The following is a 19,930-nucleotide window of genomic DNA, read 5'->3' as shown; positions in this document are numbered from 1 at the left end:
CCGGTCCGCGCGTCCCGACGCAGGCGTGCAAGCACAGCCGACTCCGCGATCGCCCCCAGCACCAGCCACGCTGTCGCCGTGGGGGGTGGGATGTCGCTTCGCGTTGCGCCGCGGTCGCGCCGAGGGGAAGCTTCATCAGTCCGCAGACTGTGGCGCCTCAGGCGAAGTCTGCTGCGGTGAGGCCGTCGGAATGTCCGGACGGCCACTCCACCAACTCGATCCGGTAACCATCCGGGTCCGTGAGCCACGACGTCTTCGGGCCGTGAGGGCCGCCCGGGTGCTGGAGGGGTTCGGGCCTCAGGCCGGCTTCGGTCAGCGTCTCCAAAGTGGTGGCGAGCCTCTCCACCTGGATCGCGAGGTGGTCGAAACCGCTGCCCACGTCGACCGGTCCGTCGTCGGGGCGGTGGACCAGTTCGAGCGAGGCCGCCGGTTCGTCGGGAAACTTGAGGATCACGAGGCGAGCCCCGTCGCCGACCTCGACCCTGCCCAGTTCGGCGTAGCCCAAGGCGGTGTAGAAACCGAGCGAGCGGTCCAGGTCGGTGACGCGGTAGCTGACGAAGAGCGTCTTCACGCGGCCTCCTCGGGTCGATGCACCCGGTAGCGGAGATGCGTAACGTCTCGATCCTCGAGCCGTCGGACGAGGTCGAGTTCGATGTGATCGCTACCCAGGTGGTCGAACAGCCGTCGACCGTCCCCGAGGAGGACCGGAACCAGGTGGATCTCCATCTCGTCCACCTGCCCGGCTCGGAGAAGTGCTTGGGCCGCCCCCGCCCCATGGACCATGACCGGCCGGTTCCCTGCGGCTGCGCGAGCCTGACGGGCGCAGTCCTCGACATCGGTGACGAAACGCGCGTGGCCGGGTGGCACGTCCCCGTCATCCACCTGGTGGGTGAGTACGAAGATCGGCACGCCGTCGTGGTGATCGCCCTGCCAGCGCCCGGCGAGTTCGAAGGTCCGACGGCCGGAGATCACCGCGCCGGTCGCCAGCGCTTCGCGGTAGACCTGGCCGCTCGGACCGTCGGACTCCCGGTCGTCGAGCCAGTTGAAGAGCCGTCCACCGTCGCGTCCGAGCTCCTGCCCTGGCCGATCGTCCGGGCCGGCGATATAGCCGTCGAGCGACATCGACATGTACAGCCGAATCGGGTTGTTCATCCTGGCCTCCATCTCTCCTCCATGACACCGGGATCCGGCGTTTCCTGATCCGCAGACGGGGGCGGGCTTGTCACAAGGAAGACTTCAGGTAACCGGCAAACTCATCGGCCCGACGCGCCGGCCTGCTCGATGACCAGAAGTCGATCACGCGGGAAGGCACCTTCGCATCCAACCCGAGGCCGATCCACAAGTCATGAGCATTGCTCCGTCCACACTGGATCAGAACTCGGGGAGCAGGTGCCGAAACTGCCTGCACATAGCCGCACCGCATGCCGGTGTGTGTCGGTCACTGGTTGGTTGGCTCGGCCCGCTCAGCATGCAGGACGAGACTGGAGGCGAGCCGTGTCACGGTGCGGATCTCGAACCCAGGCGGCAGTGGCGGATCTGGCTGCGCCCGCGCAGACGGGTCCGACACCGGGAGGAACACGTCGACCCCGTCGACGAGCTGCTGCTTGAGGAAGCGTTCGGCGAGTTCGGCGCCACTGTGGAGCACAAGCGAGCGCACGCCTCCGGCGTAGAGCGCATTGAGGGCCCCGGCGGCGTCGTCGACCGCGACCGAGTGCGGGAGAGCGAAGGCGCCGGGTCCGTGTGCTCCAGAGATCCCCTCTTCGACGCGGCCGTCCGAGTGGAGCACAGCGTCGCTGCCGGCGCGCAGGCCAGTCCGCGAAAGCAGCTCCTCAGGCCAGGGGCGCGGGCCGTCCGGTCCGCTCTCGTAGACCCATCGAACGCGGGGCCGCCCCGACGTCAGCGCATCCAACCAAACCCCGAGGACGACGAGTGCTTCGTCGGCGAGGAGGCCAACCTCCACATCGACCCCAGCTTCTCGAAGGCGCGCGGCTCCGCCCTCCCCCCGGGACGTCGGATCGATCACCGCGATCATGACGCGCACGATGCCCGCGTCGAGGATTGCGTGGTGGCATGGGGGAGTGCGGCCGTAGTGGTTGCAGGGCTCCAGGGTGACGACGGCTGTCCCGCCGGCGGCCTTCGGCCCTGCGGCGGCGAGTGCGTTGACCTCGGCGTGGGCCTCGCCCTTGCGCCGGTGGTATCCCTCTCCGACCGGCATCCCGTCCCGGTCGAGGATCACGCAGCCCACGGGTGGGTTGGGGCTCGTCGAGCCGAGGCCCAGCGCGGAGATCGTGATGGCTCGCTGCATCGCGGCGATCTCGGTCTCGTGGGTGCTCATGCGGCGGCACCGAGTTCGTCGAGCAGCAGTGCGACAGGCGCAAGGCGGCGGTGCCGCACGAGCTGCCGACCCAGTTTCGCGACGGCCTGCTCCGTACGCATCGACCCGGAGCTGCGCGCGATCGCCAGCGCGTCGCGGCCGCTCTCTGCGGCGCCTTCCACCTGACCGGCGCACATGTACGCGTAGGCCAGACGGCCGTGAGCGACCCCGCGGTCTCGGCGGTAGACCGCAGGCAGGGTGGGGATGACGGCCTCGAACAGCTGGATCGACCGTTCGGGTCGGCCAAGCGCAGACCAGCAACTGGCGCGCTGCAGTTCGAGGTACTCGGCCGTGCAGAACGAGCCGTGGCCTCCTCGGGCGTCGCCAGCCGCATCGTCGGCCGCCCACCGGTGTGCGTCGTCGAGCGCGCGGTGGGTCATCAGCTCCTCGCCTTCCAGAGCGTGCCCGTGCGCCTCCTGCTGAACGATCGCTGCGCGCATCGGACCGGACAGTGCGGTGGCGTTCCTGCCCGCGGCGCGAGCGAGGTTCAGCGTCCGCTGGCCGTCGCGGTCGGCGGCCGCATGCTGGCTCCGGCGGAAGAGTGCCCAGGCGAGAAGCCGGTCGTCTGAGGCCTCGTGCGCCCACTCCATCGCCCGCCCGACCCAGAGCGCAGCCGACGGCATCTGTCCGGCGTCCTCGTACAACCAGGCTGCGGACTCGGCATACGTTCCGGCGAGCGTCACGAGTTCCGCCCGGTGAGTTCGCGTCGTCATGGGGAGAAGCTCTTGGATGATCGCGAGTTGATCGAGGACGCCGGCGAGCGCGAACCTGGGTCCGAGGAGGTTGTCCGTGCGGACCAGCGCGTGCCACTGCTCCCGCAGGTGAACGAGGAGTTCTGGGATGTGATCGGCCGCGCCGGGCGGCAGCCGGGCGCCGGAGCGGGCTGGGCCCGCAGAATCGGGGGTGTTGTCCCCGTTGTTATGCCGACCTGACCGGCAGAGCAACGCGAACCGCTCCTGCGCCGCACGGTCAGCACGGCTGAGGGCAGTGTCGAGAACCGCTTGGGTGTCCGGCCGCGGCAGGGCGCCGACGGTGCCGGACTCCCATTTCGAGACGGTGCGAACAGCGACGCCGAGGTGCTCCGCGAACGCGCGCACGCTGAGCCGCGGGGCCATACGCAGGGCGCGTGTCTCGTGGCCGGTCCACCGCCGAACCGTTGTCATGATCCGCTGAGCCTCCCCGGTCCTGCTCAATCCTTCCAGCTTGCCGGGCTCGGTGCGCTGGAAGTGCCACGTCCGTTCCACATTGGACCGTTCCGGCAAGAGGCCAGCCGCTCGACGATTGATCGCGTGCCAACTGCCACCCCTGAGGACGGCCGATGATCGCCGAGCTGACCCTGCGTCCTCGGGTGTTGGTCGCGTGACACCGGACGGCGCGGGATGCGCGCCCGACCTCCCTTGCGTCGGCCGGTTCCTCGGTGCACGTATCCGGCCGATGCGCCGTAGAGCGGAACGAGGCGTTCGTTGATGAGGAGCAGCAAGGACGCCGTGACCGCGATTGATGTTGCGGTTCGGTTTGTTGCGATGCAGGTCGGCGGGTGGGAGCGGACGCTGGCTCGCCATCAACCGTTGCCGAGCGGTCTGTGTGGCGGGTGTTCGAGTCGGCCTGCGCGTTGGCCGTGCTCGGTGGCGGCCATCGCCCGCAAGGCTCGCGAGCGTCGGCGGCTCAGGCCGGGACGCGAAGCAGCCGACGTCCGGCCTGCCAGACGATGAGCCCGCACTGGACGACGCCGGTCACCGATCAGTTCGCCGACCAGCTGACCCACCACGTCGCCGATGGGCATGCCGCTCGCGCGGACAACGGTGTGCTGCGCGCTGTCTGCGGTGGCTTCATCACTCCGGCGCCGATGGCGGCGCCCGAGGGAAAGCCGTGTCCGTCCTGTGCCGCTGAGGTGGCCGGACCTTCCCGCCCGGAGCAGCGGTCCGGCAGGCGCGTGCAGCCAGGACGCCGGCCCAGCTCCCGTTGGCTGCGCACGCTGTTTGCCCGGTGAGCGACACGAACCCATCGAGTGAGAGGAACTGCGATGACCACTAAGCGCCTCGAGCCTCAGACGCAGGAGTGGCAGCAGGCCGTGATCGACAAGACGGTCCGCTGGTTCACGCCGGGGGCACCGCTCGGCTGACGAAGCCCGCGGCGTAGAGGCGGTCGTAGGCGGCAATCACCTCGGCGGACACCTCCTGCGGGATGGTGAAGCCGCGCGCCGGATACTCGATGATCCGCTGGAGGTCACCGATCATCATGTCGACGACCAAGCGTTCATTGCCGATGCTGCGGACATACTCGTCGAATCCAACTGGCATGGACGCGCAGATGACGTCGATCTCAGGCCATAGCTTCCGCGCCGTTGCGAACGTCCGGCGCTCTGCGTACGGCTTCGAGATCAGTAAGAGGGAGCGGGGCCGGTAGCCTGCGGCTTCGAGGAGCGCCCGCGAATTCATGATGTTCGCGCCCGTGTTCGTGGCGTGAGGGTCCAGGAGGATCGCGGCCTCGGGAACATCGAGTTCCAGGGCGCGCTCCCTGTAGTGGACAGCCTCTCCGCGTGGAAGCCGGTGTTGTGTCGTTCGGGTCGAACCGCCAGAAAAGACGACTACGGGGAACATCCCGCGGTGGTACAGCTCGGCGGTGTATGTCGCTACGCCGAGGTCGTGGCTCCCGAGGCCAATTGCGGCGTCACACGGTCGCAGCTCGTGGTCAAGTCGGTGGTACTCCCAGAGCAGCAGGGCGTCGCTTCGTTCCTCGTTCGTGATCGTTCGTCCTGCCTGGTACAAGTCACGCGTCCTTCGACGTATCTGCTGGTGCAAGGTCAGCTCGGCCGCGCAGGGTCGAGCGCGGCCGGGCGGCCCTCGACCAGCTGGCTGTCCGTTCTCGTCCGGTACGGGTGGTTTACCGATACGCTGCCCGGGCTCGGTGTTGGCCGCCGCCGAGGTGCGGAGGGGGAGGCGTTCGCGATGGTACGTCGGATGCGTGAACCGGCCTACCGGGCCGAGCAATGGCGCGATCGGTACGCGACGCACATCGAGCCGATTAACCGCATGGTCGACGAGCTGGGCGCCCAGGCCGCGGCCGGGAGGCCGCCGTATGTGGCGCCGATGTACCGCGGTGTGCACGCGCCTGTATTAGCGATCCTGCGTGACCCGGGACCGATGGCCGCCGGGGTGCAGGGGTCGGGGTTCTTGTCGGTGGAGAACGACGACCAGACCGCGGAGCGGCAGTGCGGATTCTTCGCCGAGGCCGGGATTGACCCGGCGGACGTCGTCCCGTGGAACGCCTACCCGTGGTACATCAACGACACCCCTTCGAGAACTCAGCTCGCCGAAGGGGTCGAGCCGCTGCGTCGGCTGATCGCGCTCATGCCGGGCCTTCGAGTGGTGCTGCTGGCTGGTAAGGACGCCCAGGCCGCCTGGCAGCTGTTCAGCGGCAGGCACGGCGCGTTGATCCGGGCCCGCGGGATCGAGGCGATCTCGACCTACCACCCAAGCCGACAGGCGCTACAGCACCCGGATCCGGCCGAAAGGTCGCGGCGCGAGGAACATATCCGCGCGACCCTGCGCCGAGCCGCGCTACTGATCGGCTCCGGTGGGCGGTCGGCGGCCGCGCCCTCTGATCCCTCCAGCGACGCCGTCAGCGCTCTTTCGGTCATCGACGTGGCGGTGGCGGCGCGGCCAGCCACCTTCGCGACGGCGGCAGAAGCTGCGTGGCGGGACGCGGTGGCCGCGGCGGTCGGGACACGCCACGTACCGGACGGGACCCGCTTCGCAGTCGAGATCGAGTTCCGGCTCCCGCCGCCGCGCACCCGCAACGACGCCTGGGACCTCGACAACCTGCTCAAGCCGACGCTCGACGCCCTCGGCGGGGTGATCGGGTGGCGTCGGTTGAACGGGCGCCCACAGGCCGATGACGAGCGCATAGACCGGATCGTCGCCTCCAAGCGGGCAGTCGAGCCGGACGAGGATGTCGGCGCACGAATTCGTATCGCTGCACTCAACCAGCCCCGGGAATCCATCGGTCTATGACGGCAGCGCTGCAGCATCCCCAGCCCGGGCGGGCGTCAGCACGCCCGGTGTGCGAGCTTGGCGTGGGACCAAACGCAGGGGGTCGGCAAAGTCGCGGTGAGGAGGCGCTGAGCTGCGGCGACACGCGGGCGGAGGTACGGGCGTCTGGTGGTGATCTTGGGGTTCTCACACCAAGCTTGATCATCGGAGAGAGCTGTGCCCGCGTCTGCATCTTTGTCGATCGCTGCTGTTGCTGACCAGGTGGGCGAGCTGGGGTTACCCGATTCGGTCGAACTCGCCCCCGGCCCGCGAGAAGTACTGGCTGGGGGGTTGATCGGCGCAAGCGGCGCGGGGTCCGTCACGGACTGGTCGTCGTGCTCAGCGCGGCGGTGTGCGCGGTCGTCGCCGGAGCACGCTCGTTCGTCGCGGTCGCCGAGTGGGTCGCCGACGTGCCGGGCAAGGTCGCAGCCGCGCTGGGAACCGAGCGGCGGTGCCCGTCGGAGTCGACCATCCGTCGCGTGCTCGAGCAAGGTCGAGCCCGACCGGTTCGACGCCGCGATCGGTGCGCTCGTGCGGCGCTTGTGCGTCGGGACAGCTCTGGCTCGTCGGCGCCGTGTGCTGGCGGTGGATGGCAAGACCCTGCGCTGGCAGCGCCGGGGTCGAGACCCGATAGATCATGTCCCCGCGGCCCGGGGGCGGCACCATGGAGCTGTGACGATCTCCAACGCGAGCGCGGTGATCAGGTCCCTGGACGGGATCGAGCTGTCGGCAACCGTGCTGATCCCAGAGCGACCAGCGGCCGGTGTTGTTCTCGTCCACGGCGGCGGAGTCACGCGGGAGGAGGCCGGCTTCTACGGCAGGCTCGCGAATGCCCTGGCAGCCGCCGGCGTCGCGTCCGTGCGGTTCGACCTTCGTGGTCACGGCATGAGTGGCGGCCGGCAGGAGGACCTCACGCTTGCTGGGGTGGGCAACGACGTGCGGGCCGTAGCCGAATACCTCATCCCCGAGACGGGCGTGCCGGCCGTGGGAGTCGTCGGCGCCAGCTTCTCCGGCGGGATCTGCGCGATGCTCGCAGCTCGGCACCCGCAGCTGATCGAGCGGCTCGTTCTGTTCAACCCTCTGCTCGACTACAAGAAGCGGTTCGTCGACGACAAGGACTACTGGTCGGGCAACCGCATCGACAGCGCTTCCGCCGACCAGTTGACCGAGGATGGCTACATCGCGCACTCGCCGTCGTTCAAGCTGGGCCGGGCTTTGCTGAACGAGGTGTTCTGGGTGGATGCCCGTGCCGAGCTGGCGCAGGTAAAGGCGCCGACGCTGCTGGTGCACGGCACACACGACACCTTCATCCCGGTCGAGTCGTCTCGATCGGCTGCGGCCACTCTGACTACCCGCCACGAGCTGATGGAGGTCGACGGTGCTCAGCACGGCTTCGCGGTGCACGACGACCCCGCTTACCTCGAGCGGCAGACGCAGGAGTGGCAGCACGCGGTGATCGGCAGGACCGTTTGCTGGTTCACGGACTGACCGCGTCGGCTAGGGCAGCGTCGAGATCGCGGACCGTGCTCCGGTTGCGCCATGGCCGCAGGACGGCTGCCACGTTGTTCGCTTCACGGATGGTTCGTCGCGATCCTGTCTTGATCGCGACCGCCAGCGCAGCGCAAACCGTCACGGCCGCCTCGTCAGGTTCGCCCGAGAGCGCCAGGGCAGTCGCCATCAAGGTCGAGAAATACGCCCGGTCGCGTGTCGACGAGTCGTGGCTGCTCAGGAATGCGCGGTAGGCCCCGACGGCGTGGCGGGGATGTCCTGCCTCGGTGAGGCACACGGCGATCTGCAGGTCGAGCAGCGCGCCGCTGTAGCGGCTCCCGGGCGCATCATGAGGCTCCTCGGAGCGAGGGCCAGCCAAAAGGTCTTTGGCCTCGTCGAGCTTCGCCCGGATGCCGTGGTCGGAGAGACCCAGCATCGCCTCGCCGCGTGCCTCCTGCTGGAGGATCTCGGCCTTGAGACCTGTGGAAAGGACACGCTCGAACCGTCGAGCCGCGCGGGCGAGGCCGAGCATTCGCGCCGCATCTCGCCCGTCGTACGCAGCCTGGGCTTTCCTCAGGAGGACGTAGGCCTGCATTGGTTGGTCATGGTTCTCCTGCGCCCAGTCCATCGCCCTGTCGTGCCAGAACAGGCTTCGGTCGGGTTCGCCCAGGTCTCGGTGCAGGAAGCCGGCGAACTCAGCCGCTCGTGCCGCGACGCGGAGGAGTGCGGCCCGATCTGTGCCGCGCGACGTCCGCAGGTCGTTGGTAATGCTTCGGAGGAGCGTCGCGACGTTGATGATCGGCTCTTCCGGCCCGCGATTGACGTCAATCGCTTGGAGGCCCCGGAGTTCCTCGTCGTAGTCGAGCGGATCCCGCTGTCCGACGTTCACCCCTGTCACCAAGGCTGCGAACCCGGCCCGCGCGAAGTCGCGGCGGTCCAGTTCGGCAGATTCTTCGGCGGCTTCCACTGCTGCGCGAACCGGATTCTCGGCTGATGCGCTTGCTCCTCGCCGCGTCGGCATGAACCCGAGTTCCGCGTCATTCGAGGCGCCGAGGACGGCACGCAGGGCGGAGCGGTATGCGGCGTTCGGCCACCGGACGGCACCGCGTTCGTAGCGGGCGAGGGTGTGGGCGTCGAGGGCAAAGCGGCGGCCTGTGGCTCGCCACAGCTCTGCGTTCACCGCCTCCGCGAGTTCGGATCGGCTCATGGGTTCGCCGGCGAACGTGGGCGAAGGGTGTGACTCCCGCAGCGCGCGCAATTCGAAGTTCCGCTCCATGGCGCCTCCCATTGCGCGAGCCTATCGGCCGCCCTCGGTGAGGGCACGACTACAGAATGCCCCAGGATGCCCGCCGGTGTGCCCTCTTTCCGCAGCTCCAGGAGCCCGATGCTCTTGTTGCAGCCATAGAGAGGACAAGCCGATGACCCACCAGCGCGACCTGCTCGCTCCCACCAACTCCCGCTTCCCTTTAGCCGGCTCCACACTCGTCCCGTCCGGTGTGGACGCCCCCTCACCCATCGGCCTCCGCCCGTGGTGCCTGCGCCGCGCCCGCCCCGCCGGTCCCGGCCGCGTCGTTCCCTCATGGATGTACGACCACGACCGCCAGCTCGCGGTCGACGCAACCGGCTGTCCGCTGATCGACACCGTTTGGGGCGACCCGTCCGCGTCCACGACGTCGAGCACCGACGGCGAGGACGGGCCCAGCTCCGAGGACTGGGACAACGACTGATGACGGTCCTCGTCCTGGCGCCGGAGCGGGACCCGACGGCGGACCGGATGGTTCGCGAGCTCGGGCGGCGAGAGGTGCCGGTGGTCCGGCTCGACACCGCCTGGTTCCCGGACACCGTCCGGCTCGACGCCGACCTCGCGAGTGCCGCGTGGGACGGCACGCTGCGAGTGCGGGATCGGGTCGTGCGGCTCGGGGATGTGCGGTCGGTCTGGTATCGCTCGTCGTCGGCGTTCGGGCTGCCGTCGAGCCTGACGCCGGTGGAGCGGCAGTGGGCCTCCACGGAGGGGAAGCTCGGGCTCGGCGGGGTGCTCGGGAGCCTGCCGGTCCTGTGGGTCAACCACCCGGCGCGGGTGGCCGACGCGGCGGTCAAACCGGCACAGCTCGTTGCGGCTGTGCGGTGCGGGCTGGCGGTGCCGCACACGCTGATCACGAACGATGCCGAGGCGGTGCGGCGGTTCGCGCGTGGGGGAGCGGTCGTGAACAAGGCGCTCGGGGCGCCGTCGGTGGTGGAGGCTGCGCGGCGGGCGACGGTGTTCACGCACCTGCTTGGTGAGGCGGATCTGGCCGACCTTCGCGGCGTGGAGATCACCACCCACCAGTTCCAGCGGTGGGTGTCCAAGGCCCACGAGGCGCGGGTCGTGGTAGTCGGCGAGCGCATCTTCACCGCGGGCATCCACGCCGGGTCCGCCGAGACCCGCGTGGACTGGCGGGCCGCCTACTGCGACCTCGCCTACAGCCGGCCTGCCCTTCCCGACGACGTGCGGCATGGCCTGGTGCGGTACTGCCGGGAGTTCGGGCTGGCGTACGGGGCGTTCGACCTCGTCGTCACCCCCGACGGCGGGTGGGTGTTCCTCGAGTGCAACGCGAACGGCCAGTACGGGTGGATCGAGGACGCGATCGGCGCGCCGATCACCGCGGCCATCGCGGACCTCCTGATGGCAGGGCGGACGCCGTGACCGGCTGGCAGGCGCAAAGCTCGGCGCTGGCGAAGGCGGTCGCCGCGACGACAACCGTCGGGGACACCCGCTGGCTCGCGGCGGTCGAGGAGACGCCGCGGCACGTGTTCGTGCCCCGCCACTACGTCCAACGCGACGGCGACTGGGTCGCGGTCACCGCCGCCGACGCCCGCTGGCTCAACGCGGTCTACGCGGATGCCCCGCTGGTCACCGAGCTGCTGCCGGACGGGTTGGGCCGCCTGTCGGTGGTGTCGTCCTCGACCAAGCCCGCGCTGATGGTGCGGATGCTCGACGCGCTCGACGTCGGCGACGGTCACCGGGTGCTGGAGATCGGCACGGGCACCGGCTACAACGCCGCGCTGCTGTGCCACCGGCTGGGTGCCGAGTCGGTGTTCTCGGTGGACATTGGTGTCGGTCTCGTCGCCGCGGCTCGGGAGCGGCTCGCCGCGCTCGGGTACGCGCCGACCCTCGTCGCGGCCGACGGCCGCTTCGGTTTGCCGGGGCATGGCCGGTTCGACCGGATCGTCGCGACCTGCTCCGTGCCTACCGTGCCGTGGGCCTGGGCCGAGCAGTTGACGGACGGCGGGCTGGTGCTGGTGGACGTCAAGGTCGGGAGTCAGGCCGGGAGCCTGGTGCTGCTGCGCCGGTATCCCGACCGGCTGGAGGGGCGTTTCCTTGCGCGGTGGGCCGGGTTCATGCCGGCACGTGACGGCGACGTCGCCCCGTCGCCTCCGCCGGGGGAGCGCGCGGGTCCGGTCGCCGAGTCGGTCACGTTCGTCGACCCCGATCCGTGGACGGCGCTGGTGCCGTGGTTCCTCGCGAGCGCCGGGCGCTCGCCGGTTGTCGGCGTGACGCGGTACGGCCCTGGCCTGGACGGTTGGCGGGTCAGCGCGGCGGACGGGTCGTGGAGTGAGGTCGAGCCGGCCGACGCCCGGGGCCTGCGGGTGGTCCGGCAGGGCGGGCCGCGCCGGATCTGGGCCGACGTCGAGGACGCCCACCGGGTCTGGGCCGGCGCGGGCCGTCCGGGCTGGGAGCGGCTCGGGCTCGTCGTCACCCCGGACCGGAAGCACGGGGTCTGGCTCGACGACCCGGCCGCGGTCCTGCGGACCTTCTGAGCTCCGGTCGGCGCGGAACGGCCTCCCTTACCACTCCTTCGCGCCGACCGGTTTCCACCACGAGCCATCGGAGTCGACATGCACGCAGACAGTGAGATGACGGCGAGCGTGGCGGCTTGCATCGACGCCGCCGCCCGGTTCCTGGCAGCGCAGCCCGGCGCGGTGCAGCGGACCCTCGGCACGCACCAGTGCCGCCGGGATGGGTACTGCACCTCATGCCGCCCGCTGGTGCGGTGGCCGTGCGCGATGGCGAGCATCGCCCACGCTGCAGGTGGCCATGCCCCTGGGCGACGCGGTCGCGGCGACCCGGGCCGGTAGCCGCAGCGGTGATCCCCGAAATGGTGGTCGGCGGAGGTCAGCGGGCCCACCTGCCCCGTCGTGTCGTACGAGCGGCGGCCGCGTAGAGCTGCCCCGCGCCGGTCTTCGCTGCGGCAGTGGCGCCGGTGCCCGGCTGCATGCCGGTGGCGGCTGCGACGGCGCCGATCACGCGGTGGTGCCCTCTGCGGGCAGGGCGAGCGACGCTCGATCTGCGGGTTTTGGGATAAGGCGAATTACGGGCGGGTCAGGTAGTTCCTCGGTGTGACGAACCCAGATCAGTACCGCCGGTGGCTTTCAGCCCTGCGGCGGCGCGCGCGTTGACCTCGGCGTGGGCCTCGCCCTTGCGCCGGTGGTATCCCTCTCCGACCGGCGTCCCGTCCCGGTCGAGGATCACGCAGCCCACAGGTCTCGTCGAACCCATGCCGAGCGCGGAGATCGCGATGGCCCGCTGCATCGCGGCGATCTCAGTCTCGTGGGTGCTCATGCGGCGGCACCGAGTTCGCGTTGAGCAGCAATGCGACAGGCGTAAGGCGGCGGTGCGGGGCGAGGGCGCGCCATTGGTCACCTACCGACCTTCACCTCGGCGATCTCAGTCCATTCGTATGCCTGGTTGTCGCGATGCAGGCGGATCAGCGACAACCGTCCGACCGTGGCCTTCGTCGTGAGCGGGCCGATTCTATCGAGGGCACCGGCGATCTCGAACCGATCGTTGTCGCTGTTCGAATAGGCAAAGGTGACGTGCGGCCGGAAGCTGTCGGCGTCTTCGGGCACGTTGTCCGCCCCCCAGACTGCGGCGATGCCCCGGCGCAGCGCGGCGCGAACCTCCGCCACCTCGTCGGCGGGGTGGATCGCCACCTGCACCGTCTCTGAGTCGGCATAGGCCGGCCCGGCTTCGGCGACGCGCGGCGGTAGAGCGGCCAGCTCCGGGCGGGTGGCCTCGACGATGGCTGCGACGTCCGCCTCCGGAACCTCGCCGACGAACCCGAGGCCCTGCATCGTGAGATGCAGTTGGTCGGTGCGCAGCACATCGAGTCCCGGGAACTGCTGCAGTGTTGGCCGGTACCGGTCGGCGAGCTTCGGTATCGCTGAGCCCTCGTCGAAGGTGACGTGCCATGTGTAGAAGGCGCGGCCGATGCTCCAGCCGGGGCGCCACCACCAATGGTTGATCATGCGGTCGTCGGCGGTGGTCATGAAAGGCTTCGGGGTGCGTCGGGTGCGGGAAGCTGGATGAAGTCGGTTGCGCCTTCGAAGATGGCGCGGAGCTCGTTCGTGTGTGTGCTGGTGTGCTGGGCTGTACTGGCGATATCTGCAACTCGGCGCAATAGCGGCCCAACACGGTGTTCGACGGCGGTCTCGAGGACCGGCTGGAAGACCTCGGCGGCGCCGTCGAACTCGCCGAGCGCCAGGTGCGCCTTGACCTGCTCGCAGCGCACCATCCGTTCTGAGCCGACGTTGCGCTGCGCTGGCGGTGTCGCTTCGAAGGCCGCGATGGCCTGGTTCGCGAGTTGGAGCGTCGGCTGGGGCTCGTGCAGGGCGAAGTGGGTGTCCGCCCAGAAGCCACCAGCCCGGCTGACGGTGCAGGCGAAGGGGCCTTCGACGCCATCAGCATCGGGCGGACCGAGCGCGTCAGCCCGCTGACGGGCAGTGGTCAGATGGCGAGAAGCCGGTCGTCTGAGGCCTCGTGCGCCCACTCCATCGCTCGCCCGACCCAGAGCGCAGCCGACGGCATCTGTCCGGCGTCCTCGTACAACCAGGCTGCGGACTCGGCATACGTTCCGGCGAGCGTCACGAGTTCCGCCCGGTGAGTTCGCGTCGTCATGCGGAGAAGCTCTTGAATGATCGCGAGTTGATCGAGGACGCCGGCAAGCGCGAACCGAGGTCCGAGGAGGTTGTCCGTGCGGACCAGCGCGTGCCACTGCTCCCGCAGGTGAACGAGGAGTTCTGGGATGTGATCGGCCGTGCCGGCGGCAGCCGGGCGCCGGAGCGGGCTGGGCCCGCAGAATCGGGGGTGTTGTCCCGTTGTTATGCCGACCTGACCGGCAGAGCAACGCGAACCGCTCCTGCGCCGCACGGTCAGCACGGCTGAGGGCAGTGTCGAGAACCGCTTGGGTGTCCGGCCGCGGCAGGGCGCCGACGGTGCCGGACTCCATTTCGAGACGGTGCGAACAGCCACGCCGAGGTGCTCCGCGAACGCGCGCACGCTGAGCCGCAGGGCCATACGCAGGGCGCGTGTCTCGTGGCCGGTCCACCGCCAAAACCGTCGTCATGATCCGCTGAGCCTCCCCCGGTTGTTCGCCATCCTCCCAGTTGCAGCGGCTCGATGCGCTGGAAGTGCCACGTCTGTTCCACACCAGACCGTTTCGGCCACGGTCCAGGCCCCATTGAAATGTCATCGCCGGGGAGCCGCCCACGCCCTGATGCCTACCGAGCCGGGTCGCGGTCAGGGCCCGCTACGCCGCCAGCCGGGCCGGCCCGCGGAAGACCTGGGCGCTGTGCCAGCTCCTATGTGTCGACGCGACCGCCGGGTGTCCCGGCTGCGGGGAGTACAGCTGAGCGCCGGCCAGGGACACCACGTGGGCCTGGGCCGCGGGTGCACGGCCGACGAATAGCTGCGACACCATGACCGTGCCGTCATCGGCGAGACCGAGCACGCCCCGATCGAATAGCCGGTGGTGCAGCGCGCAGAGGGCCAGGCCGTTATCCACGCTGTCAGGACCGCCGATGGCCCACCACCGCACGTGGGCGGCGTCCAGTCCGATGACCTCGCCGTCGATCCAGCCGTCGTAGCCACAGATCGCGCACCGGCATTCGTAGGCGATGAGGATGCGGTCCCGAAAGGTTGCGTCACGACGGCGGCCGGCCGGCCCTGCGGCTGTCTCTGCGACCTCGAGCGCGAGGCCGGTACGAGCGAGGAGGTCCTCGTGCAGAGAGGGTGCGAAATTGGCGTCCAGGAGCGCCCGCACGACCGCGGCCAGCAAGACCGGGTCGGCGATCAGGGCACGCTCAAACTCCGCCTCGACCTGGCCAGCGGCGCCGGCGGAGCGCAACCTGCCGGCCGCCGTGCCCAGGGGACGCGCGTCCTTGCCGGCGGCGTCGCTGATTACCCACAGGCCGTCGCTGGTCAGGTGGTGGAACGGGAACTCGGGGTGGTAGCTGGCGCGGGCCGGACCGAAGTCGCGCAGCAGCGCCGCCAGTGGGCCCTCGATGTCTATGAAGGTCACCGGTCCGGTCAGCCCCCTCTGCAGGCGACCGAGCATGAACAGGAGCAGCAGCGGCTTGTGAGGTGCTCGCTCCCCACCGCGCGTCCAGCGACGTAGCTGCTGGACCCGGGTGAGCCACTGCTCGTCCATAGGCCCAATCCTCTCGTGGGCCGAGGTGACCGCTGCGGGGCGTTCCCCTGCGGCGACATCGCCCTGCTGTGCAGCAACTGCCACCGGATGATCCACAGGCACAGGCCGTGGCTGACCGTCGACCAGCTCATCGCACCCGCCGCGCGGCACGCGAGAGTCTGACACCCGGTTACGAAAGGGCCCCTCTGCGTACACCAGGGACCCGACCTGCAGCCGTGGCCTCCAGCGCCGGGCCGAGGGCGGCGTCGGTACTGCGGGTAGGGTTCACCGCGTTCTCATGCCCTGATCGCGGGAGGTGGAGTGTCGCCGAAGCGCGATGCACACAGCAACTCCGCCCTTGGCGGATCGAAAGCAGAGCTCTCGCTCGTCCGGTTTCGCAACTCGAACGCGAGCGAGGAGTGGTATATCGTCGCTAATCCGCTCGGCAGATACGTGATCACGTCGAGGGGAGATATTCGGGGACAGATCAGCAAAGCGGCACGGATCGGCGCTGCGTCCAGCGCCATAACCGCCGGACTGCTGGTCGCGACTTGGTCTGCGGCAACGGCACCGTCAACTGGATGGGTAATCGCACGTTTCATAGTCGGCGGTGCAATCGGGCTAGCGTCAGTTTGGTGCCTTGCAACACTAATCCTTTGGCTTTCAAGTGCGATCAGCGCAGCGCATGCCATCAACAGGGACAGGTGCGAGGTGTACGTGCGTGTCACGCCGGACGACACACGCGGCTGGCGGCTGTGTCAGATTGCGGAAGCTATCAACGACGTGGCCGCCTGGCGCGATGGCACCGTCGACCCAGGTAGGCGGGTCTCGCTAATTCTATGGTCGGCGATCCGGAGGACTGTCTCCGTTGCCGAGCGTCTTGATGACGCGAAGCGAGCTTCCGCATATCCATCTCTTTCGGGAGTAGCCCACGAGGCACTCAGAACGATTGGACTGGAGAATGACGCTCTAGACCAAGTGCACCTGAACCTTGGCAGGATTCTCCTGGCGGCGCAGTCTGTAGATCAACAGCAGAGGGATATTGAAGGTAGTCTGAAGGCTCGGATTCACCAGGAGCGAGAGGAAGAGCTGCTCCGGAGGCGGCTCAGCGGAGGCCCGTCGACTTTGGATCTGCATGATTCGCGTGAGGAAGCCGATCGGTCTGCCGGGGCTGCAGCGGAGTCCCAGGCGATCGCGCAGCTACTCGCCGAAAGTGAGCAAATACTCCGCGGCGCCGACTAGTTTGCCACCCGTACACCAAGCGGTGACCGCAGCGTTCGACCCCGCGGGCGGACAGCTCAACGCGCTTAGTGAACGGCGACGCGATCACCGCGCTGCACAGAGCCGCCGGTTCAGCTCCCCAGCTCGTCATCTTCGCGCGAGCCGCCACACAGGTCCACGCCAACCGTGTAACAGGGCTCCACTGCCCGACGACCTCGAAGCAGGCGATCAACGGGGGTGCGGGCCGATGGAGGATGGGCGGTGGCTGACGAGCCGCGTGCAGGTGCTCGGCAGGCCGGACGTCCTCGCCGATCCCGCGCAGGTGGGCTACGACCTCGTCTGGCCCATCGCTCCCGGCGACCGTACGCGGTGGATGAGGGAGATCAGCTTGATCTTTCTCCCAGGGGTCCCCCGTGGCATGCGCGAACAGGGCCGGATCTTCCTCAAGCAAGGGGCCGACATCTTCTGGTCGGCGCCGGTCGAGGAGATCCTCTCCGACTCCGATCGCGTTTCGGACATCTCCGGCGAGCAGCATGGCGATGGCCCGAGCGTGCTCGTTGACCTTGAACGCGGGACGCGGCACCGAATCGATGCCCGCCTGCTACCGACACCGGACGGGCAGCCATGGCACGACCGGCGGGGGATGAAATACGTCACCCAGGGCTGCCAGGAGTATGTGAAGGTCGGTCCCAGGCCTCCGAAAGGCGCGATGCGGAGCCGCTCGAGCATTGAGATCGCCCTGGAGCGGGCTCTGCGCAAGCACCTTCCCGTTGACATTGACGCGCGCCGGCTCAGGCTGCACGATGGCCTGCCCCGCCCGATCGTCGAGGTTGACATCGTCGTCCCTGAGCTCCGACTCGTGATCGAGTACGACGGCGCGTACTGGCACCGCGGCCGAGACGACCACGACCGCCGCAAGACGAGCCGTCTCATCGCCGCTGGTCTCAATGTGATCCGAATCCGTGATGACGGCTTGAGCCCACTGGACGTGGGCGACAGCGTATGTATTGAGCGCCAGCAAACCTCGGACGACATCGCGCGACTCGTCCTCAAGCTCCTGAACCCACGCGAGATGCAGCGCGGCTCCCGGAATTTCCTCCGACGCGTTCCGAAATATCACGTCATTTAAAATGAGACCCATTGGGGAAAAGGGACAGAGCATCTGCCGGACCCCCGAAGGGTCGCGGGATTCTTGAGGGAGGGACGCGGGCGGCGTGGCGTTCGGGGTTCGAGCACACAAGCAGTTGCGGAGCAACCGTTCTCTGGAACGACGAAGGCCGTCGGCGAGCAGCCGCACCAGCTCCAGCGCGTCGGCCTCGGGGAGCGGGGCGAGGTCGACCCGCTCGTAGTCGGCAATCGAGGCCGGCGTCGCGCCCCTGACTCCGTGGATCAGGGGCCTTCATGTGGGCTGGGCGATTCTGGGATTGAACCAGTGACCTCTTCCGTGTCAACGCAATTGACTACTCGTGGGATCTGCTCCTGCGGGAGACACGATGAGGATTTATCGTCCGTCGACGTCCACTCGTGGGTCGGGGTTGCATGGGTGTCGTCACTAAGTTGGTCACTCGCGGAACCGACGTTTCTCGCTGTCCGGTATTTGTGTGATGGCGCGTCGGGCGTCGCACCGGATCTGACGACCGGGCCTCGACGTCGGCGCCTCGGCCGCGGCCGCCGGCTCGGTTTCGTCGGGGCCGAACACGGTCGGGCCGAGAGCCTCAACCTGACCGCCCGCCGCGACCGTCTGCCTGTACGCCTCGGCCACCGCCCAGGGCCGCTGACCGGCGTACCGCGGGCGGCTCAGCGTCCCGGTACCGGGGCCGATCGAGGTCGATCTGACGACGCTCTGGCCGTAGCGCGCCACCAGCGGCGCGACGCCAGCGCGGCCAGCCCGGCGCCAGCGGTGTTGAGCAGTAAGCCGTCCACGGAGGACACCCGGTCCAGCCGCAGGACGTGCTGCGCGGCCTCGACCAGGACCGAGCAGCCCGCCGCGAGCGCCAGGATCCGCGGTACCGACGCCAGCGCCGCGAACCGCAGCGGGCGAGGAACCCCAGCGCGCGAACACCAGCAGGTTGCCGACGACCTGGCCCGTCGTCATCGTGAGCAGGTCGCGCAGCGGTACCAGGCTGGCTCACCCGACCGGGGACGGCGCCGGCCTGGCTGCCCGGCAACAGGATCATCCATACCCACGGCACGGTCCCGTAGACGATGCCGACCTCGGCCAGCGACGTGCGCCACACCCACGCCGGCGTGGTGCCGGTGACACTCCGACGGCGTGCCAGAGCCCACACCGCCAGCGCGGCCAACGGCAGTACGGCCACCGTGATGAGGGCCACGCCAGCGAACGTACCGATCCAGCCGTGCCACCCCTCGGCCATGCCACCTCCGGGATTGCTGAGGTCTCTATCCCTCCAGGCGAACAAGACAATCGGGGTTCTACCCATGCCCGGACGTCGACGCGGTCGGGACAGACGAAAGCTCCGGGCTAGCGTGCCTGCGCATGCCAGTGATCAGAGGATCATCAAATGAAAGAGTTGAAGTTCGAGCAGGACCTGGTGCGTGCGCTGCTGCGGGATCAGCACCCGGATCTCGCGGACCTAGAGCTGCGTGACGTCAGCGGAGGCTGGGATAACCAACTGTGGCGCCTCGGGGAGGAGCTGGCCGTGCGCTTGCCACGCACCGAGCGAGCGCCGGCTCTGCTGCACACGGAGCAGACGTGGCTGCCGATGTTCGCCCTGGCAGGGCGCGCCGCTCCGGCTGCATGGTGACTTGCATCCGGCGAACGTGGTCGTCCGGGACGGGATGCTCGCTGGGGTGATCGACTTCGGCGAGATGTGCGCAGGCGATCCCGCGACCGATCTTTCAGCCGCCTGGATCCTGTTGCCTGCCGGCGCGGCGAGTCGGTTCTTCGACGCCTATGAGCAGGCCGACGAAGCGACCATCACCCGGGCCCGTGGCTGGGCTGTCCTGCGCGCCCTGGGCCTGATCGCAATCGGACAGAACGGCAGGCTCGGTCTGCCCGGGGGCAAGCCGACCTGGGAACCGGCAGGCTGCGCCACGTTTGAACGGGTCCTGGCGGCGAGCTGAGGTTCCCTCGGTAGCTCGGAGTGCTCGCTACCTGGCGAACGCCTCGTCCAACTCCGCCCACTGCCCGAACGCCACCTCGGACTCCTCGGCAGGCCGACCGACGGCGAGGTCGCGAGCACCCGGCGAGAGCATCCACACCTAGCTCGCTCGGGTGAGTGACATAGAGCATCAGACTGCCTACGCTCCGTGAAATGACCGAGGAGGCCGGCCGGGGACTAGCCTCGATCTTTCGTAACGGTCGTACTGTGATCTTGACTTGTCGCTGCTGATCTTGCTGGTGGTGTCGT

The 19,930-nt window shown here is 69.0% G+C and carries 21 protein-coding genes and 1 pseudogene; 10 read left to right on the top strand and 12 right to left on the bottom strand.

All coding sequences use genetic code 11. The features are described from left to right. Positions 1–157 precede the first annotated feature (157 nt). From ABD143_RS19935 to ABD143_RS19915, 5 genes are all read right to left on the bottom strand, one after another. Positions 158–571, bottom strand: a complete 414-nt coding sequence (locus ABD143_RS19935; protein ID WP_343980358.1) for a VOC family protein — start codon at positions 569–571, stop codon at positions 158–160. After that, positions 568–1,152, bottom strand: a complete 585-nt coding sequence (locus ABD143_RS19930) for a dihydrofolate reductase family protein (protein WP_343980355.1) — start codon at positions 1,150–1,152, stop codon at positions 568–570. Before ABD143_RS19930 ends, ABD143_RS19935 begins: the two co-directional genes overlap by 4 nt. 286 nt (positions 1,153–1,438) lie before the next feature. After that, positions 1,439–2,335 carry a bifunctional diaminohydroxyphosphoribosylaminopyrimidine deaminase/5-amino-6-(5-phosphoribosylamino)uracil reductase RibD gene (gene ribD / locus ABD143_RS19925; protein ID WP_343980353.1) on the bottom strand — a complete coding sequence of 299 codons (897 nt, stop codon included), beginning with the start codon at positions 2,333–2,335 and terminating at the stop codon, positions 1,439–1,441. Continuing rightward, positions 2,332–3,936, bottom strand: coding sequence for an NsdA family TPR-like regulatory protein (locus tag ABD143_RS19920; RefSeq protein ID WP_343980350.1), 1,605 nt, complete (start codon positions 3,934–3,936; stop codon positions 2,332–2,334). The genes ribD and ABD143_RS19920 overlap by 4 nt, the downstream gene beginning before the upstream one ends. A gap of 534 nt (positions 3,937–4,470) precedes the next feature. Beyond that, entirely contained in the window at positions 4,471–4,989 is a 519-nt protein-coding gene (locus ABD143_RS19915; protein ID WP_343981071.1) for a YdcF family protein, read from the bottom strand. A 30-nt stretch (positions 4,990–5,019) separates the two neighbouring features. On the opposite strand from ABD143_RS19915, the gene ABD143_RS19910 reads away from it, so the two are divergent. The 3 genes and pseudogenes from ABD143_RS19910 to ABD143_RS19905 all read left to right on the top strand — a co-directional run bounded on the left by ABD143_RS19910 (position 5,020) and on the right by ABD143_RS19905 (position 7,893). Continuing rightward, positions 5,020–6,387 carry a hypothetical protein gene (locus ABD143_RS19910; RefSeq protein WP_343981098.1) on the top strand — a complete coding sequence of 456 codons (1,368 nt, stop codon included), beginning with the start codon at positions 5,020–5,022 and terminating at the stop codon, positions 6,385–6,387. 323 nt (positions 6,388–6,710) lie between these two features. Beyond that, positions 6,711–6,884 (top strand): annotated as a pseudogene (locus ABD143_RS38265) (transposase family protein); the annotation flags it as partial. A gap of 193 nt (positions 6,885–7,077) precedes the next feature. Beyond that, on the top strand, positions 7,078–7,893 hold the full coding sequence (locus ABD143_RS19905; RefSeq protein WP_343980347.1) for an alpha/beta fold hydrolase: 816 nt from the start codon (positions 7,078–7,080) through the stop codon (positions 7,891–7,893). On the opposite strand, the gene ABD143_RS19900 is transcribed toward ABD143_RS19905, so the two are convergent. Continuing rightward, the gene (locus ABD143_RS19900; RefSeq protein ID WP_343980344.1) at positions 7,883–9,169 is read right to left on the bottom strand and encodes an NsdA family TPR-like regulatory protein; all 1,287 of its coding nucleotides are present in this window, start codon (positions 9,167–9,169) and stop codon (positions 7,883–7,885) included. The two genes, ABD143_RS19905 and ABD143_RS19900, sit on opposite strands and share 11 nt — an antisense overlap. Positions 9,170–9,311: 142 nt before the next feature. On the opposite strand from ABD143_RS19900, the gene tgmA reads away from it, so the two are divergent. Genes tgmA through ABD143_RS19885 form a run of 3 tightly spaced genes read left to right on the top strand, consistent with a single transcriptional unit; the run spans position 9,312 to position 11,691 of the window. Beyond that, positions 9,312–9,620, top strand: a complete 309-nt coding sequence (gene tgmA / locus ABD143_RS19895; protein ID WP_343980341.1) for a putative ATP-grasp-modified RiPP — start codon at positions 9,312–9,314, stop codon at positions 9,618–9,620. Further along, a complete protein-coding gene (gene tgmB, locus ABD143_RS19890) occupies positions 9,620–10,576 on the top strand; it encodes an ATP-grasp ribosomal peptide maturase (protein ID WP_343980338.1) in 957 nt (318 codons plus the stop codon). Before tgmA ends, tgmB begins: the two co-directional genes overlap by 1 nt. Continuing rightward, the gene (locus tag ABD143_RS19885; protein ID WP_343980336.1) at positions 10,573–11,691 is read left to right on the top strand and encodes a methyltransferase domain-containing protein; all 1,119 of its coding nucleotides are present in this window, start codon (positions 10,573–10,575) and stop codon (positions 11,689–11,691) included. Before tgmB ends, ABD143_RS19885 begins: the two co-directional genes overlap by 4 nt. 562 nt (positions 11,692–12,253) lie before the next feature. Here the strand turns inward: ABD143_RS19885 and ABD143_RS19880 are convergent. The 5 genes from ABD143_RS19880 to ABD143_RS19860 all read right to left on the bottom strand — a co-directional run bounded on the left by ABD143_RS19880 (position 12,254) and on the right by ABD143_RS19860 (position 15,359). Beyond that, positions 12,254–12,493 (bottom strand): hypothetical protein, encoded by a 240-nt coding sequence (locus ABD143_RS19880; RefSeq protein ID WP_343980333.1) that lies wholly within the window; start codon positions 12,491–12,493, stop codon positions 12,254–12,256. Between the two features lie 77 nt (positions 12,494–12,570). Further along, positions 12,571–13,200 (bottom strand): 2'-5' RNA ligase family protein, encoded by a 630-nt coding sequence (locus ABD143_RS19875; RefSeq protein WP_343980330.1) that lies wholly within the window; start codon positions 13,198–13,200, stop codon positions 12,571–12,573. Beyond that, positions 13,197–13,700 (bottom strand): hypothetical protein, encoded by a 504-nt coding sequence (locus tag ABD143_RS19870; RefSeq protein WP_343980327.1) that lies wholly within the window; start codon positions 13,698–13,700, stop codon positions 13,197–13,199. The genes ABD143_RS19875 and ABD143_RS19870 overlap by 4 nt, the downstream gene beginning before the upstream one ends. Continuing rightward, positions 13,658–14,227, bottom strand: coding sequence for a helix-turn-helix domain-containing protein (locus tag ABD143_RS19865; protein ID WP_343980324.1), 570 nt, complete (start codon positions 14,225–14,227; stop codon positions 13,658–13,660). The genes ABD143_RS19870 and ABD143_RS19865 overlap by 43 nt, the downstream gene beginning before the upstream one ends. A 232-nt stretch (positions 14,228–14,459) precedes the next feature. Continuing rightward, positions 14,460–15,359 (bottom strand): phosphorothioated DNA-binding restriction endonuclease, encoded by a 900-nt coding sequence (locus tag ABD143_RS19860; protein WP_343980322.1) that lies wholly within the window; start codon positions 15,357–15,359, stop codon positions 14,460–14,462. A 300-nt stretch (positions 15,360–15,659) separates the two neighbouring features. Here ABD143_RS19860 and ABD143_RS19855 point away from each other — a divergent pair, with 300 nt between their 5' ends. Together ABD143_RS19855 and ABD143_RS19850 are read left to right on the top strand one after the other, a co-directional pair. Next, positions 15,660–16,580: a hypothetical protein gene (locus tag ABD143_RS19855; protein ID WP_343980319.1), complete on the top strand. Its 921-nt coding sequence runs from the start codon at positions 15,660–15,662 to the stop codon at positions 16,578–16,580. A gap of 226 nt (positions 16,581–16,806) precedes the next feature. Continuing rightward, on the top strand, positions 16,807–17,688 hold the full coding sequence (locus ABD143_RS19850; protein WP_343980316.1) for a DUF559 domain-containing protein: 882 nt from the start codon (positions 16,807–16,809) through the stop codon (positions 17,686–17,688). A gap of 668 nt (positions 17,689–18,356) precedes the next feature. On the opposite strand, the gene ABD143_RS38480 is transcribed toward ABD143_RS19850, so the two are convergent. Continuing rightward, a complete protein-coding gene (locus ABD143_RS38480; protein WP_343981069.1) occupies positions 18,357–18,557 on the bottom strand; it encodes a hypothetical protein in 201 nt (66 codons plus the stop codon). Between the two features lie 524 nt (positions 18,558–19,081). Here ABD143_RS38480 and ABD143_RS19840 point away from each other — a divergent pair. Beyond that, positions 19,082–19,324, top strand: coding sequence for a hypothetical protein (locus tag ABD143_RS19840; RefSeq protein WP_343980312.1), 243 nt, complete (start codon positions 19,082–19,084; stop codon positions 19,322–19,324). A gap of 16 nt (positions 19,325–19,340) precedes the next feature. Then, entirely contained in the window at positions 19,341–19,643 is a 303-nt protein-coding gene (locus ABD143_RS19835; protein ID WP_343980309.1) for a phosphotransferase, read from the top strand. Positions 19,644–19,930 lie beyond the last annotated feature (287 nt).

The sequence above is a fragment of the Pseudonocardia aurantiaca genome (genome assembly GCF_039526725.1).
In the GTDB taxonomy this organism is placed as follows: Bacteria; Actinomycetota; Actinomycetes; order Mycobacteriales; family Pseudonocardiaceae; genus Pseudonocardia; species Pseudonocardia aurantiaca.
Note: the sequence above shows the minus strand (reverse complement) of the source record. Positions and strands in the feature narration are given on the sequence as shown.